This window comes from Flavobacterium sp. 1355, assembly GCF_017833415.1.
In the GTDB taxonomy this organism is placed as follows: domain Bacteria; phylum Bacteroidota; class Bacteroidia; order Flavobacteriales; family Flavobacteriaceae; genus Flavobacterium.
In genome coordinates, this window is the sequence record NZ_JAFICC010000013.1 from 142,127 (window position 1) to 157,580 (window position 15,454).

Annotated in this window: 17 protein-coding genes and 2 pseudogenes; 13 read left to right on the top strand and 6 right to left on the bottom strand. The window is 33.9% G+C overall.

Annotation, left to right across the window (positions count from 1 at the left end; genetic code table 11):
• Window positions 1-23 precede the first annotated feature (23 nt).
• Window positions 24-326: a DUF6787 family protein gene (locus JOD96_RS17515; RefSeq protein WP_209565523.1), complete on the top strand. Its 303-nt coding sequence runs from the start codon at window positions 24-26 to the stop codon at window positions 324-326.
• Here the strand turns inward: JOD96_RS17515 and JOD96_RS17520 are convergent.
• The gene (locus JOD96_RS17520) at window positions 323-619 is read right to left on the bottom strand and encodes a hypothetical protein (protein WP_209565524.1); all 297 of its coding nucleotides are present in this window, start codon (window positions 617-619) and stop codon (window positions 323-325) included. The two genes, JOD96_RS17515 and JOD96_RS17520, sit on opposite strands and share 4 nt — an antisense overlap.
• Window positions 620-787: 168 nt before the next feature.
• Between JOD96_RS17520 and JOD96_RS22575 the strand changes: the two are divergent.
• The 3 genes and pseudogenes from JOD96_RS22575 to JOD96_RS17530 all read left to right on the top strand — a co-directional run.
• Window positions 788-1,000: pseudogene (locus JOD96_RS22575) on the top strand (ATP-binding cassette domain-containing protein); the annotation flags it as partial.
• 216 nt (window positions 1,001-1,216) lie between these two features.
• Window positions 1,217-1,666: pseudogene (locus tag JOD96_RS22580) on the top strand (ABC transporter ATP-binding protein); the annotation flags it as partial.
• Window positions 1,667-1,779: 113 nt separating this feature from the next.
• The gene (locus tag JOD96_RS17530; protein WP_209565526.1) at window positions 1,780-2,544 is read left to right on the top strand and encodes a TIGR02757 family protein; all 765 of its coding nucleotides are present in this window, start codon (window positions 1,780-1,782) and stop codon (window positions 2,542-2,544) included.
• A 4-nt stretch (window positions 2,545-2,548) separates the two neighbouring features.
• On the opposite strand, the gene JOD96_RS17535 is transcribed toward JOD96_RS17530, so the two are convergent.
• Entirely contained in the window at window positions 2,549-2,728 is a 180-nt protein-coding gene (locus JOD96_RS17535) for a SymE family type I addiction module toxin (protein ID WP_209565527.1), read from the bottom strand.
• Window positions 2,729-2,784: 56 nt separating this feature from the next.
• Between JOD96_RS17535 and JOD96_RS17540 the strand changes: the two genes are divergently transcribed.
• Window positions 2,785-3,042: a helix-turn-helix domain-containing protein gene (locus JOD96_RS17540; protein WP_245188441.1), complete on the top strand. Its 258-nt coding sequence runs from the start codon at window positions 2,785-2,787 to the stop codon at window positions 3,040-3,042.
• A 271-nt stretch (window positions 3,043-3,313) separates the two neighbouring features.
• Window positions 3,314-4,666, top strand: a complete 1,353-nt coding sequence (locus JOD96_RS17545; RefSeq protein WP_209565528.1) for a DEAD/DEAH box helicase — start codon at window positions 3,314-3,316, stop codon at window positions 4,664-4,666.
• A 170-nt stretch (window positions 4,667-4,836) separates the two neighbouring features.
• Here the strand turns inward: JOD96_RS17545 and JOD96_RS17550 are convergent, their stop codons facing one another.
• Window positions 4,837-5,955, bottom strand: a complete 1,119-nt coding sequence (locus JOD96_RS17550) for a lactonase family protein (RefSeq protein ID WP_209565529.1) — start codon at window positions 5,953-5,955, stop codon at window positions 4,837-4,839.
• A gap of 278 nt (window positions 5,956-6,233) precedes the next feature.
• Between JOD96_RS17550 and JOD96_RS17555 the strand changes: the two genes are divergently transcribed.
• From JOD96_RS17555 to JOD96_RS17580, 6 genes are all read left to right on the top strand, one after another.
• On the top strand, window positions 6,234-8,162 hold the full coding sequence (locus JOD96_RS17555) for a BatA domain-containing protein (protein WP_209565530.1): 1,929 nt from the start codon (window positions 6,234-6,236) through the stop codon (window positions 8,160-8,162).
• 75 nt (window positions 8,163-8,237) lie between these two features.
• Complete coding sequence (locus JOD96_RS17560; protein WP_209565531.1) at window positions 8,238-9,488, top strand: dihydroorotase; 1,251 nt, start codon at window positions 8,238-8,240, stop codon at window positions 9,486-9,488.
• Window positions 9,489-9,492: 4 nt separating this feature from the next.
• Window positions 9,493-9,819, top strand: a complete 327-nt coding sequence (locus JOD96_RS17565) for a hypothetical protein (protein WP_209565532.1) — start codon at window positions 9,493-9,495, stop codon at window positions 9,817-9,819.
• Between the two features lie 121 nt (window positions 9,820-9,940).
• Window positions 9,941-10,585, top strand: coding sequence for an alpha/beta hydrolase (locus JOD96_RS17570; RefSeq protein WP_209565533.1), 645 nt, complete (start codon window positions 9,941-9,943; stop codon window positions 10,583-10,585).
• A 34-nt stretch (window positions 10,586-10,619) separates the two neighbouring features.
• Window positions 10,620-11,204 (top strand): hypothetical protein, encoded by a 585-nt coding sequence (locus JOD96_RS17575; protein ID WP_209565534.1) that lies wholly within the window; start codon window positions 10,620-10,622, stop codon window positions 11,202-11,204.
• Window positions 11,205-11,285: 81 nt separating this feature from the next.
• Window positions 11,286-11,855: a cysteine hydrolase family protein gene (locus tag JOD96_RS17580; protein ID WP_209565535.1), complete on the top strand. Its 570-nt coding sequence runs from the start codon at window positions 11,286-11,288 to the stop codon at window positions 11,853-11,855.
• Between the two features lie 108 nt (window positions 11,856-11,963).
• Here the strand turns inward: JOD96_RS17580 and JOD96_RS17585 are convergent, their stop codons facing one another.
• Genes JOD96_RS17585 through JOD96_RS17595 form a run of 3 tightly spaced genes read right to left on the bottom strand, consistent with a single transcriptional unit; the run spans window position 11,964 to window position 13,718 of the window.
• Window positions 11,964-12,392 carry a hypothetical protein gene (locus tag JOD96_RS17585; RefSeq protein ID WP_209565536.1) on the bottom strand — a complete coding sequence of 143 codons (429 nt, stop codon included), beginning with the start codon at window positions 12,390-12,392 and terminating at the stop codon, window positions 11,964-11,966.
• A gap of 44 nt (window positions 12,393-12,436) precedes the next feature.
• Window positions 12,437-12,940: a hypothetical protein gene (locus JOD96_RS17590; RefSeq protein WP_209565537.1), complete on the bottom strand. Its 504-nt coding sequence runs from the start codon at window positions 12,938-12,940 to the stop codon at window positions 12,437-12,439.
• Window positions 12,941-12,953: 13 nt separating this feature from the next.
• Window positions 12,954-13,718 carry an MBL fold metallo-hydrolase gene (locus JOD96_RS17595; protein ID WP_209565538.1) on the bottom strand — a complete coding sequence of 255 codons (765 nt, stop codon included), beginning with the start codon at window positions 13,716-13,718 and terminating at the stop codon, window positions 12,954-12,956.
• A gap of 90 nt (window positions 13,719-13,808) precedes the next feature.
• On the opposite strand from JOD96_RS17595, the gene JOD96_RS17600 reads away from it, so the two are divergent.
• Window positions 13,809-15,269, top strand: a complete 1,461-nt coding sequence (locus JOD96_RS17600; RefSeq protein ID WP_209565539.1) for a TonB-dependent receptor — start codon at window positions 13,809-13,811, stop codon at window positions 15,267-15,269.
• The last annotated feature ends 185 nt before the right edge of the window (window positions 15,270-15,454 follow it).

Sequence of the window (15,454 nt, forward strand, 5' to 3'; positions counted from 1 at the left end):
ATTTGTAATCATTATAAATAAAAATGAATAAATTAAAGCAACGTTGGGGGATTACCTCAAATTTCCAATTCATTATCATATTTGTTGTATTTGCCATTACAGGATCGGCATCTGCATGGCTGTCTAAACCCTTTTGTGAGTGGCTAGGAATTACCAAAGAGGATTTTGGAGGATGGTTTACCCTAATCAGACTAATCATTATATTCCCTATTTACCAGGTTTTACTGGTTGCAATAGGAACTATTTTTGGGCAATATCGTTTCTTTTGGGCTTTCGAAAAAAGAATGCTCAAAAGTATGGGACTGGGATTTCTGTTTAAAGATTAAATTTTTCTCGTCGGATTTTGAATGAAATAAGTATAAATCCACGTAAGTGTAAATGACGGAACAATATCTGTAAACGGAATAATTTCTTCAAGAAAAGTCAGAACACCTGCTACTTTCCCTACCCTTCCTTTGTACATTCTGCCCATAATAAGAGCTGCAATAGGTGCCCAGATCACATCTGAAAATTCACCCAAAAATGGAATCGAGAATGAAATCATTCCAATACCATCAAAAAGCAAACCCAAAAGGAGCTTTTGAATCATGTCATCTTTTGTAATTACATCTTCTTTCATATAAATAAATTTAGCACTATTTTTTCAAAATAGCAACACATTACAAATCAGTAGTTTCACATTTTTATTAATTACTGATAAACAAATCAAATATTGTTCCTAAAATTCTGTTACAAGACATTACGATTTTGGGAGAATCTTTGTTTCTTTGTAAAAACAGTTTCATAAATGATACACGCAAAAAATATACATAAATTCTACGATCAGCTTGAAGTTCTAAAAGGAGTGAATCTGCATATCAAAAAAGGAGAAATTGTTTCAATCGTTGGCGCTTCGGGAGCAGGAAAAACAACACTTTTACAAATTCTGGGAACATTAGACAAACCAGAAAGAAACCCCGAATCCTCTCTAACCATCAATGGTGAAAATGTATTAAAACTACAGGATTTAGAAACAGACAACTCAAAACAGGAAAAAATATTTAAGATTATAACCTTGACACTTTTAGCCTATTGTATTCTACTTGCTGTATTTATATTGTTCTTCAGACACACAATTGAGAATGATATTATAGGTCAGGTTACTATAGCGGTTATTCTTTTACCGTTAATTTCAGCTATCGCATATTATACATCGTATTTCAAAAAGAAAAGCAAAAAAGACAAAATCTTATCCAATTTCAGGAACTTAAATCTCGGATTCATTTTTCAGTTTCATCAATTGCTTCCCGAATTTACAGCTTTAGAAAATGTCTGCATTCCTGCATTTATGGCCAACAAACCAAAAGCCGAAACAGAAAAAGAAGCAAAAAGACTTTTACAATATTTAGGATTATCACACAGGATTAACCATAAACCAAACGAACTTTCGGGCGGAGAACAACAGCGTGTGGCCGTAGCCAGAGCGTTAATCAACAAACCAGATGTAATTTTTGCCGATGAACCGTCAGGAAACCTTGACACACAATCTGCCGAAAATCTACATCAGTTATTTTTTCAGCTTCGTGACGAATTTGGGCAAACATTTGTAATCGTAACCCACAACGAGGAATTAGCCAACATGGCCGACAGAAAATTAATAATGGTAGATGGTATAATTAGTAATTAGGAGCTATTTCCTGCTATCCGCTTGTATCTTTTTGTTTTTAAAGAAAAAACAAAAAGGATACCGCTTCTATCAGGGCTAGGGCTTTACATATTTTAAGAACTCTCATTTTTACCATGACCCAAAAAGAACTCAAAGAATTTCTTGACGAAAAAGTCATCCAATATAATAATCAGGATTTTATAGAAAGTGATCCGGTACAGATTCCGCATTTATTTTCTCAAAAAGAAGATATCGAAATTGCCGGGTTTCTCAGCGCAACCATTGCCTGGGGAAATCGTAAAATGATTATTAAAAATTCCCACACCATGATGGAACTGATGGGAAATACACCCTTCGATTTTGTCATGTCCCATTCTGAGGAAGATTTGGCACGTCTGGAAAACTTTGTGCACCGTACTTTCAACGGAAAAGATTTTGGAGGTTTTATAAAAGGCTTACAGCACGTTTACAAAAACCATAACGGCCTTGAAGCCCTATTTGCAAAAAATCAGGAAAAAGACAGTTTACAGAAAAGCATTCATGAATTCAAAAAAATATTTTTTGAGATCGATCATCTGCCACGAACTCAAAAACATATTTCAGATCCTTTAAACAATTCTGCCGCCAAAAGAATCAATATGTATTTGCGATGGATGGTGCGTCAGGATGCAAAAGGAGTAGATTTAGGAATCTGGAAAACAATTTCACCCGCAGCACTATCTTGCCCGCTAGACGTACATTCCGGCAACGTAGCGCGCAAACTTGGTATTTTAACCCGAAAGCAAAATGACGCAAAAGCGCTGAACGAATTAGACAAAAAACTTCGTGAAATGGATGCCCAAGATCCTGTAAAATATGATTTTGCACTTTTTGGACTTGGCGTTTTTGAAGGATTTTAAAAACTTAAATTACTTTGGTAATTATCAATTTGTCTTTTTCTTCTTGCACGATTATCATCTCACCCTCGCTAAAACCAAGCTTTTCAAGCCATTTTCCTTCAAGTCTTATTTCAGGAATAGTTGTGTTGCCATAAACCCTGGCTTGGTATTTCTTATGAATTTTAAGTTTTCTTGGATTCGCCATTGTAATACAATTATATGACAAATATAAAACTATAAATGAATTTGTCAACTTTTTGTATGACAAATTTATTAGCAGATAGTATGACATTTGTCTTTGTGACGAGAGATAAACTAAAAAAAGATATTGGTCTGCGAATCATTAAACTCAGAGAGCAGAAAGGTTGGAGCCAGTCCGATCTGGCAAGAGCTTGTAATAAAGATCGTCAGGCAATTGAAAAACTTGAAAACGGAAAAGTAAATCCAACACTTTATACTTTACTTGAAATTGCAAGTGCATTAGAAATTTCCTTATCTAAGCTGGTTGATTTATCTTGACAACCTGAAATTCAAACCATTAAGATTTACAAAATTTTATTAATTTTCAAGTAAGAAAGTTCGATTTTGCACTTTTTGGACTTGGCATTTTAAGGCTTTTAATATTTAAACACAATGTATGTCAGGCTGAGCGTCCCGAGACTTCGGGAGAAGCTTACGTTGCAATTGGAGCGCCCTTCGACTCCGCTCAGGGTGACAGATCGTTACCAAAAATAGAAATCTAACAAAAAAACCGCTAATTTAACGTACATTTGCAAAAAATTTAATGCAAATGAGCACTTTCGAAAAATTCAATCTTCCAAAATCATTACAAAAAGCAATCGACGAATTAGGATTTGTAACCCCAACTCCAATTCAGGAAAAATCCTTTTCTGTGATTATGTCAGGACGTGATATGATGGGAATTGCGCAAACCGGTACCGGTAAAACATTTGCCTATTTATTGCCTCTTTTAAAATTATACAAATTTACAAATACCAATACTCCTAAAATTGTAATTCTTGTGCCAACCCGCGAATTAGTAGTTCAGGTTGTAGAAGAAGTTGAAAAACTAACCAAATACATGTCTGTGAAAACACTGGGTATATTTGGTGGAGTAAACATCAATACACAGAAAAAAGCAATTTACGAAGGAATTGATATCCTGGTAGGAACTCCCGGAAGAACAATGGATTTGGCTCTTGACGCAGTAGTTCGTTTTGATGAAACTCAAAAATTAGTTATTGATGAGTTTGATGAAATGCTGAATCTTGGTTTCCGCTCACAACTGACGGCACTTTTGGCAATGATGAAAACCAAACGTCAGAATATCTTATTCTCAGCAACAATGACGGATGAGGTTGATGATATCCTGAACGATTATTTTGATTTTCCGGAAGAAGTTACCCTTGCGGCTTCGGGAACACCGCTTGAAAAAATTACGCAGATCACCTATAATGTTCCAAACTTTAATACTAAAGTCAATTTACTGAAACATTTATTGCAGACAAACGAAAGCATGGAACGTGTTTTGGTTTTTGTAAACAATAAAAAGATTTCAGATATGCTGCACACACGTATTGAGGAAGATTTTGAAGGTCAGTTTGGGGTAATTCACTCCAATAAATCTCAAAATTACCGTTTGAGTACTATGGCAGAATTTCAGGAAGGAAATTTACGCGGACTGATTACGACAGATATTATGGCGAGAGGTTTGGATATTTCGGATATTTCGCATGTCATTAACTTCGAACTTCCGGAATTACCCGAATTGTACATGCACAGAATTGGACGTACCGGTCGTGCAGATGCAACAGGTACTGCAATTAGTTTTGTAACACCACGTGAGGAAGAATTTAAAATTCAGGCCGAAATCTTAATGAACACGGAACTTGCTATTACTGATTTCCCGGAAGGAGTTGAAATCTCCGAAAAACTAATCGAACCAGAAAAAGACCGTCAGCCTGTAAAATTTTTAATGAAAAAGGTGAAACTGGATGGCGATGGTGCTTTTCACGAAAAATCAAAAAAGAACAAAAAAATCAATCTTGGAGGACCTTCAAAAACCAAAAAGAAAACCCACGGTTCTGTCAACAGAAATATGCTTAAAACCAGAGATAAAAAGAAAAAAGATTCTAATAAGTAGATTTTTTTTTAGATGCTAAGACTCTAAGTTCCTAAGGTACTAAGTCTTGAGATACTATAAAAAAGCCCAAAGGCACAATCAAAGTATGATTGTAACTTTGGGCTTTTATCTTAGAGCCTTAGCAGCTTAGTATCTTAGAACCTTAGAGTCTTAGAACCTTAGAAAAAAACCTAAATTTTCGTAAAAAGCAATCCTACAGGAGAACACAACTCGATTTTCTTACCGGTGTCCTTAAGCTTTCCTGTTATTTTATCCCTTTTAAAAATAATTATATTATTAGTATATTGGTGTCCTGCCAAAAGATAATTTCCTGACGGGTCTATGGCAAAATCCCTTGGACCTTTTCCTTGGGTACTCACCTGTTCTACCAATTCTAAACCGCCTGTTTTAGCAATTTTATAAACCGAAATCATATTGACGTCTCCACGGTCAGAAACATATAAAAACTTTCCGTCAGGCGAAATTTTTATGGCTGCAGAACTGTTTGCTCCTTTAAAATCTTTCGGAATAATATTAGTTTCTTTCAAAAGTTTCAATTTTCCAGTCTTGTCATACGAAAATGTTGTCAGAGTTCCGTCGAGTTCCTGAAGCAGGTAAACAAATTTTCCATCTTTACTAAATGTCAGGTGTCTTGGTCCGCTCCCTTTTTTTACATCAACAGTACTTTTCAAAGTCAGCATTTCGTGTTTGGCACTTGCATTATACTTGTAAATAAAAACTTTATCCTGTCCCAAATCATTTGACAAAACAAACTTTTTATCCGGAGAAAAAACAACCATATGTACGTGTGCTTTTTCCTGACGCGCTTCGTTTGGCCCCTTACCTTCATGCTGAATTAACTGCTGTGCTTCGGTAATGCTTCCGTCTGCATTTTTCTTAAATACAGCAATACTTCCACCAGAATAATTGGCAACAATTACGTTTTTATCATCGTTGATCAAATGACAAGGGTCAGCTCCCAAAGAGTTATTTTTATTCAAAAAAGTAAGTTTTCCTTTTGCAGAATTATAACCAAAAGCACTTACCGTACTTTGAGTTCCGTTTTCATTTACGGCATAGATAAATTTATTATCTGCAGATACCGACAAGTAACTCGGGCTCAAAACATTCTCATTTTCAGTAGAATTTTTTAAGGTAAAAGAGCCTGAAACTGCATCAAATTCATAAACATAAATTCCGTTGCTCTGGCACGTATTCGTATACGTCCCAACCAACAAATTAAACTTGCTCTGCGCTTGTGAAGTCGTAAAAGCCAAAGCTGAGAACAAAACTATACGTATTTTTTTCATATTTACTATTTATTTGAATATGCTAAAATAGGCAATAATCTTATGTGATTACAGCTTTTTTGTTACAAATGGATTTTGAAAAGTTACATTTTTTAAACCTCTCCATGATTTATAAACAACATCCATTACATAAATCTCTTCTGTTTGAATGTTCTGATTAAACTCATTATGCAAACATCAACTTAAATAATTTATATGGTTCAAATAAAAAAACAAATTTGTATTTTTGACCAGTATCTTCACGAAAAATCAAACTAGTGAAGTAAATCGAGGCCAGAATGCATTTTAAACATCCCGAAATTCTATATTTTCTGTTTTTATTGATTGTTCCTGTTTTGGTTCACTTATTTCAATTAAGACGTTTCAAAACTTCTTATTTTACCAATGTTCGTTTCTTAAAAGAACTTTCCATACAAACCCGAAAGAGTTCTAAAATAAAAAAACGCTTATTATTAGCGACACGTTTGTTATTGCTAACTTTCGCTGTTTTGGCTTTTGCCCAGCCGTTTTTTGAAGCAAAAGACAGTAAAAATGCCGCAAACGAAATGTATGTTATTCTGGACAATTCATTTAGTATGCAGGCCAAAGGAAAAAAAGGTGAATTATTAAAACGAGCTGTTCAGGAATTATTAGAAAATACACCCGAAACCGCACAGTTTTCATTATTGACCAATACCGAAAACTTCTGGAACACAGATATTAAATCTTCTAAAAGTGCCCTGCAGAACCTGCAATACAGTGCAACTCCTTTTGAGCTTTCTTCTATTATTGCAAAAATAAAAGCGCATAAATCTGCTCATAAAAAAGATATAGTAATTATTACCGATGCTATTGGCCTGCCTGAAACAGATATTAAAAACATTGATGCTGAAGATAAACCATACTTTATAATTCCCGAAGCTGAACAAAAAAACAACATTGCCATTGACAGCGTTTATATTAACCAGACTCTGGAAAATTTTTATGAAATTGGTGTAGATTTAGCTGCTTATGGTGAAGATTTCAAACCGGTTTCTATGGCACTTTACAATCAGAATAAATTGATTGCCAAAACCATAATTAATTTTGATACAAAGAAAAAGAAAATCAATTTTACCATTCCAAAAGAAGCTTTTCATGGCTATGTAACTATTGATGACAATGGTTTAAGTTATGACAACAGACTTTATTTCAGTATTTCAAAAACAAAAAAGACCAATATAATTAGCATTGGTGAACCTGAAAAAAGTAATTTTTTATCCCGAATTTACACCTCAGGAGAATTCAATTATAATAATTATACCCTTAGCGGTTTAGATTATAACAGTTTAGAGAAACAGAATACTATTATTCTGAATGAATTGGAAGAAGTTCCACAGGCATTGCAAACAACTTTGAAAGCGTTTGTATCAAAAGGCGGAAATTTGGTTATTATTCCTTCTGAAAAAAGTTCGGTTACAAACCTGAATTCTTTTTTAGGCAATTTTGGCAAAATTCAATTTAAAAACCTGCAGAGTGCCAGCAAACAAATTACCAAAATAAACTTTGACCATCCTTTATTTTCTGGTGTATTCGAGAATAAAATCACCAATTTTCAATATCCAAAAACAGCCAGATCATTTGATGTTTCCAGTCCTTATCCTGCAGTTTTGTCTTATGAAGACCAAACTCCATTTGTAAGCGGAATTCAAAACCCAGCTTCTTCAGTTACGGTTTTTACAGCTCCGGTCAATTCATCAAACTCTAATTTTCAGCAATCTCCATTGATTGTTCCTCTTTTTTATAAAATTGGTCAGAACAATCAGAAAACCGGTGTAAATGCTTTGACAATTGGCGACAACAATCCGTATTTTGTTGATGTCTTACTGACAAAAGATGCAATTCTGGAAGTAAAAGGAAACGACGATTTTTTTATACCTATTCAACAAATATTAAACAATAAAGTCAAATTAACATTTAATGATTTTCCCGAAACAGCAGGAAATTATAGCGTTTTTGACAAAAAGAACTGGGTAGAAAACCTGAGTTTTAATTACAAAAGAAGTGAAAGTGATTTAAGTCAGGTAAATACAAACCTGGTTTCGGATTTTAAAACGGCCGACAGCATTTCGACTATTTTTAACACCTTACAAACAGAACGAACTGACAGCCAGATTTGGAAATGGTTTGTTATCTTTGCACTGTTATTTTTAGCTCTAGAAATGGCTATTATAAAGTTTGTAAAGTAAAATCCGGGATCTCATAATATTTTACTTTTTGCAAAATCATTTTACGGTTTCAATACAAAATAAATTTATCTACATATGAAATTAATCATCAAAAGCGCCAAAATTATCGACTCAAAAAGTTCGTTTCATAATCAAACCGTAGATCTTTTAATTGCAGATGGTTTAATAGAAAAAATAGGAGTTTCACTTCCAAACGATGATGCTACAGTAGTAAGATTCGACGATCTTCATGTCTCACAAGGCTGGTTTGACAGCAGTGTCTCTTTTGGCGAGCCAGGTTACGAAGATCGGGAAACTATTGCAAACGGATTAAATGTTGCGGCAAAAAGCGGTTTTACTGCGATTGGCCTGCAGCCAAATTCCTTCCCGGTTATCGACAATCAGTCTCAGGTAAATTTTGTAAAAAATAAAGCAAATGGTTTTGCAACAGAAATCTTTCCAATCGGTGCCCTGACAAAAGCGAGCGAAGGAAAAGATATGGCAGAACTTTTTGATATGAAAAAAGCCGGAGCGATTGCTTTTGGGGATTATAATAAAAGCATCGATAATGCTAATATTCTTAAAATCGCCTTGCAGTACGTTCAGGATTTTGATGGATTGGTAATTGCTTATTCTCAGGACCCAAATATTAAAGGAAACGGTGTAGCAAACGAGGGAATTGTTTCCACACGATTAGGGCTAAAAGGAATTCCGAATCTGGCAGAAGAACTGCAAATTTCAAGAAATTTATTTTTACTGGAATATACAGGCGGTAAACTTCATATCCCGACTATTTCGACAGCAAAATCGGTTCAGTTGATTAGAGAAGCCAAAGCAAAAGATCTAAATGTAACCTGCAGTGTTGCTGTACATCATTTAGTCTTAACAGATGAAAAATTAGATGGTTTTGATACACGTTTCAAAGTAACACCGCCATTACGTACCGAAGTAGACAGACAGGCTTTATTAAACGGAATTGCTGACGGAACTATCGACATGATCACGTCAGACCACAACCCGATTGATATCGAATTCAAAAAAATGGAATTTGATACTGCCAAAAATGGTACTATTGGCTTAGAAACTGCTTTTGGTGCTTTGTTGACGGTTTTACCTGTAGAAACCATAGTTGCAAAACTAACCTCTGGAAGGGCTGTTTTTGGTCTTGAAAACAATACAATTGAAGAAGGCGCAAAAGCAAACCTTACGTTTTTTACTCCGGAAGGAAAATCAACTTTCATGAAAGAAAATATTCTTTCTAAATCTAAAAATTCTGCTTTTTTAGGAACTGAAATCAAAGGTTCTGTTTATGGAATTTTAAATCAAAATCAACTTGTTACAAAATAATAAAATGAATAATACAATCGAAGAAGGAAAGTCAATCGCAATTACCAGTTATATTCTAATCGTTGGTGTATTGATTGCAATGTCTATGAATTCTGAAAACAAAAATAGTTTTGCTTCTTTTCATATTCGTCAGGCTTTAGGCTTATCGCTGACTTTTATTTCTTTTGGAGCACTGACCAGCAATTTTGACAGTTTTTTTATAACATTCCCGATGTGGATCTGCGTTTCTATTTTATGGACGTATGCTATTTTTACTGCCATTCAGGGGCAAATGAGACCAATTCCGTTAGTTGGTAATCTTTTTCAAAAATGGTTTAAATCCATCGGATAAAATTTAAATTCCAATTTTTTAAGCTCCAAATTCCAATAACTTTGTCAAAATTTTTAAACTTTGACAAAATTCGACTTCAAAGAAAACTTATAACTTATAACTCAAAACGTATAACTCTCCGATGAATCTATCTTTAGAATATAAAATACAGGAACCAAAATTTATTTTAGAAAAAAATCCTGTTTTACTTTTATTACACGGCTACGGAAGCAACGAGGCTGATTTATTTTCGTTTGCAACTGAACTTCCGGATAATTATTATATCATTTCTGCACGAGCGCCTTATGATTTGCAATATGGAGCTTATGCCTGGTATGCCATCAATTTTGACGCTGACCAAAACAAATTTTCAGATAACGAACAAGCCAAAACTTCACGTGATCTAATTGCCAAATTTATCGATGAATTGGCTGCAAATTATCCTGTTGATGCCAATAATATTACTTTGGTTGGCTTTAGTCAGGGTTCTATTTTGAGTTATTCTGTTGCTCTTTCTTATCCTGAAAAAGTGCAGAGAGTTGTGGCAATGAGTGGTTATTTTAATAATGAAATTATTAAAGAGGGATTTGAGAAAAATGACTTTAAAAACCTAAAAATATTTGCTTCTCACGGAACTGTAGATCAGGTTATTCCTGTCGAATGGGCAAGAAAAACTCCTGCTGTATTAGAGAAATTAAATATTCCTGTTACTTATAAAGAATATCCTGTTGGTCATGGTGTAGCGCCGCAAAATTTCTTTGATTTTAAGAATTGGCTGGCTGGATAATTCTACAAACGATACTTAAAAGAATATCAAAATTATGAAGTTATTTTTATCAATATTTTTAATGTTACAATTATCAATATGTTTTTCTCAAACCTATTATGGTCAAATTGTTAACAAAGAAAATGATTCTACAAATGTTCAAATTTTAATTAAAGGTAATATGATCTTTAAAAATAACAAAATATTATCTATTCAAGAGAAAATTACAGTTATTGACAAAGGTGTATCTAAAGATTATTATCCTGCTGATCTAAAATCTTTTAAAATTAATATGGGCAAGGAAATTAAAACATACGATAATGTAGACAATACCATTTTTGCCGAAAGATTTTACTCAAATAAATTAAAACTTTATTACAAATTAGTAAGAGAAGAAACAAAACAAAGTCCATATTTTACCATATACAGAGTATTTTTAATCAAAAAACCAAATCAAGAAGGAATCACAAAATTAATTCCAAATGGTTTTAGTAGACTAATTACTAAAAGTGAAATGATTTCAAAAATTACTGATTGTGAAATTTTACTAAACAAAATAAAAAACGATGAAATCAAAATAACTAACGAAAAAAAGTTGGTTGAATTTATGGTAGATTATGAAAAAAACTGCTTTAATTAAAAATAAATAACAATGGAAATTTACTTTTAATTTCGTTTCAATCGTACATACGTTTTTAAAAAATATTTATCAAAATAAAAAATGAATATCACAAAACTTGATAATCCGGCATTAATTTTAATTGACATTCAAAAAGGTTTTACTGAAACCGAATATTGGGGCGGAGACCGAAATAATGTTAATGCAGAGCAAAAAGCCGGAGAGCTTCTGGAAATCTGGAGGAATAAAAAACTACCTCTTTTTCATATTCAGCATTGTTCTTCAAATCCAAATTCAATTCTAAATGAAACGAATCCGGGAAATGAATTTCAGGATGTTGTAAAACCGATTGAAGGGGAAATTATTATCAAAAAAAATGTAAACAGCTCTTTTATCGGAACGAACTTAAAAGAGTTATTAGATAATGCAAAAATTAAAAATGTTGTTATTGTAGGTTTAACTACAGATCACTGCGTCTCTACAACTACAAGAATGGCAGGAAACTTTGGATATAATACGTATTTGGTTTCTGATGCTACTGCAACCTTTAATAAAAAAGGCTTAAATGGAGAAAACTTTTCGGCAGAAATAATTCATCAGACTGCTTTGGCAAGTTTAAATGAAGAGTTTGCAAAAGTGGTTACAAGTGATTTTATAAAAGAAATAGTTTAGTTTCTAATAAAAACAAAAAAATGAGATGTAAATGGTGATTACCAGATTACATCTCATTTTTATTTTCCAGATTGTCAACAGTGACAAATTATCTTTTTAAGGATTAAACTATTGTCCTGTATAAATTATCTTCCCTCCTTTTTTTAGCACATAACCTTTCCATGGAATTAGTTCTAAATCAGCTTTTACCCAGGAATCACCTTCTGATTTTCTTTCTAAAATAATCGATTCTTTTTGAGTGTCAAGAAAAAGCTCGGCTTTGTTTCCTTCAAAAACTACGTAAGCGGCTGTTGTGTATGCTTTTCCGTTTTCTTCTGCGTGTGATAGTTTTGTACCTTCAAAAATTCGGATGCATTTGTTTTTAATTACAGACCAGCTATAACCTGCAGAGCCTTTGCAGCCGTGACTGTCAACATCTCCGCCGACCATTACTTTTTCTGTTTTTGTTTCTTTTGCTGTTTTGGTTTCCTGAGCATTCTTTGTACTGCAAGAAACAGCAAGACCAATTATAATCGAGAATAAAAATACCTTTTTCATTTTTCCTATTTTTTTATTTCTTTCAAAAATAGGAAAAATCTTTCTTATTTTTGGTATAACAAGGATTGATTTACTTCAAAAGTAATACTTTCGTCATCATTGACAAAGTATTTCAACAAGACTTCTCCCCATAATTCGCCATTACTGTAATCTGCAATAATCCATCTGTGGTTGAGAATTTTTACTTTGTTAATGATAAATTTTTTATCCTCAATTTTGTCCTGTCCAGTGTAAGGATTTCCGTTTGGATTAGAGTTTAAATCCAGCAATTTTTCTGTTACAACCGGTATCAGTTTTTCATATTGAATAATTTTTCCTCCGGTAGCACTATTGTCAAAATAATTCTGTGCATTTTCATTATGCTCTAAAGAAAAATAATCAGATTCTGCCAGTTTTGCCGAAACTAAATTAATACTGTCTCTTAATTTTTTGGTTGTTTTCTCATATCTTTCTTCTCCAAATTTTACCTCACGGCTGTAAAACATATATGTAAAAACATTCATTAATATCGCCAGGATAAAAAGGTAGAGCATTAAGGACTTTTTCATTTTTGTAGTATAATTAAATTGTAATTTCTAAATTATCGTAAGCCAGAAAAACATTTTCAGGAAGCTGTTTCTGAACTTCTTCGTGAAAACCTAAAACATGACTTATGTGGGTTAAATATGCTTTTTCCGGTTTTACCAAATTGATAAAATCTAAAGCTTCCTGTAAGTTAAAATGGGTATCATGCGGCTCAACACGCAATGCATTTACAACCAAAACTTTTAGGTTTTTAAGTTTATTTGTCTCGGTTTCATTTATTGTTTTTACATCTGTGAGATAAGCAAAATCATCAATTCTGTATCCAAAAACCTGCAGATCTCCGTGCATAACATTTACGGGAATGGCTGTTTTGTCACCAATGGCAAAAGGTTCATTGTTTTTTACTTCGATTGTTTTTACACTTGGAGCGCCGGGATATTTATTTACAGTTTCAAAAACATAGTCAAAACGACGTTTGAGATTATCTATAACACGTGTATGTGCATAAACAGGAATTTCACCCTGTCTAAAATTAAACGGTCTGATATCATCTAATCCGGCTGTATGATCTGCATGTTCATGTGTGAATAAAATGGCATCCAGTTTTCTGCATCCGCATGACAGCATTTGCTGCCTGAAATCAGGCCCGCAATCAATGACATATGAGTGTTCGTCCCAGGTAATCCAAATGGATACGCGGAGTCTTTTGTCCTTAGGGTCAGTGCTTTTGCAAACAGGATGATCGATCCCTATAATCGGGATGCCTTGGGAAGTGCCTGTGCCTAAAAAATAGATCTTCAATTGGAGTTAATTTTTTTACAAAAATAGGATTATTTCTCTTTCATTAGAAGCCTAATTTGCTAACTTTGTAACAAATCTATTTAAAATAAAATGGGTACAGAAATAAAACTCAAAGGTGACAAGGTCATCGAACAGATTCCTTCTATAAAAGACAAAGCGTTACGCATTAATTTAAACGAGAATATTTACGGAACATTTGCTGAAATTGGTGCTGGGCAGGAAACAGTTAGGCATTTTTTCAGATCCGGAGGTTCATCGGGAACAATTGCAAAAGCTATGTCTGCCTATGACAAAGATTTTAGTGATGCTGTTTACGGAATTGAGGGTGACGGAAGATATGTGACTGAAAACCGTCTCAAAAAAATGCTGACCTTTGAAGGGGAATTGATTGAAGAACGTCTGAGCCGTGAAAAACACCCTAACAAGCTTTTTTTTAGTTACGCCAATACTGTAGCCACAATAGATTTTGCAAAACAATTTAAAGGTCACGGCTGGGTTGGTATCCGCTACCAGATTGAACCAGACGAAGCTTATAACGAAATTATTCTTCACATTCGTTTTAAGGAAACTGACGCCAGACTACAACAGGAAACACTCGGAATTTTAGGTGTAAACTTAATTTACGGTGCTTTTTACAAATACAACGATCCAAAACGATTACTTCGCTATTTATACGACCACTTAGACAAAGACCAGCTCGAAATTGATACTATCAACTTCTCAGGTCCGCGTTTTGCAGATGTTGATAACCGACTGATGAGTTTACAATTGGTTAAAAACGGAATGACGGATGCGGTAATGTTTAATCCTGAGGGAAAAAATATTCTTCCGGCTGCGATTTTATACAAAAAGAATCTTTTGGCTTTGAGAGGAAGTTTTCGTCCGGTTACGAAAGTAAATATGGATATGTATGAGAAATCATTAAAAATGTTTCTCGAAGAAAATAAGGTTGAAAAAGACAATACTTTGGTCGTTTTTGAAATTACGCTTTCAAACTTACGTTCGGATGGTGAAATTGATGAACGTGACTTTATGGACAGAGCCGAATTGCTTTGTTCACTTGGTCAGACGGTTATGATTTCTAATTTTCAGGAGTATTATAAGGTGGTTGAGTATTTTGCTAATTATACCAAAGCAAGAATGGGACTGGCAATGGGTGTGAATAACCTTGTTGACATTTTTGATGAGAAATATTACCGTCATTTAAGTGGTGGAATTCTGGAAGCGTTTGGAAAATTATTCTACCGCGACATGAAAGTTTTCTTATATCCGATGTTAGATGAAAACGGTGTCCTGATGAATTCAAGCAACTTAAAAGTACATCCGAGAATGAAAGAATTATACAAATTCTTTAAGTTTAATGGAAAAGTGGTTGATGTGGCTGATTATGATCCGAATAACCTGGAAGTTTTCTCTCGCGAAATCCTAAAAATGATCAATCAGGGCAAACCAGGCTGGGAACCAATGCTTCCGCCGGGTATTGCAGAAATTATAAAGGAACATCATCTTTTTGGTTATCACCCGGAAAAGGTATTAAATCAAACGAATTAAAAAAAGTCCCGAAAAGGGACTTTTTTTTGTTTCAGGTTTCAGGTTTCAAGTTTCACGTTTCAGGTTCCAGGTTTCACGTTTGTCAGGCTGAGCGAAGTCGAAGCCCTTTTAACTTTGAAGCCCTTCGACTTCGCTCAGGGTGACTTCAGTATAATGAAATCTCTACAACGTGATTTGAAACCTGA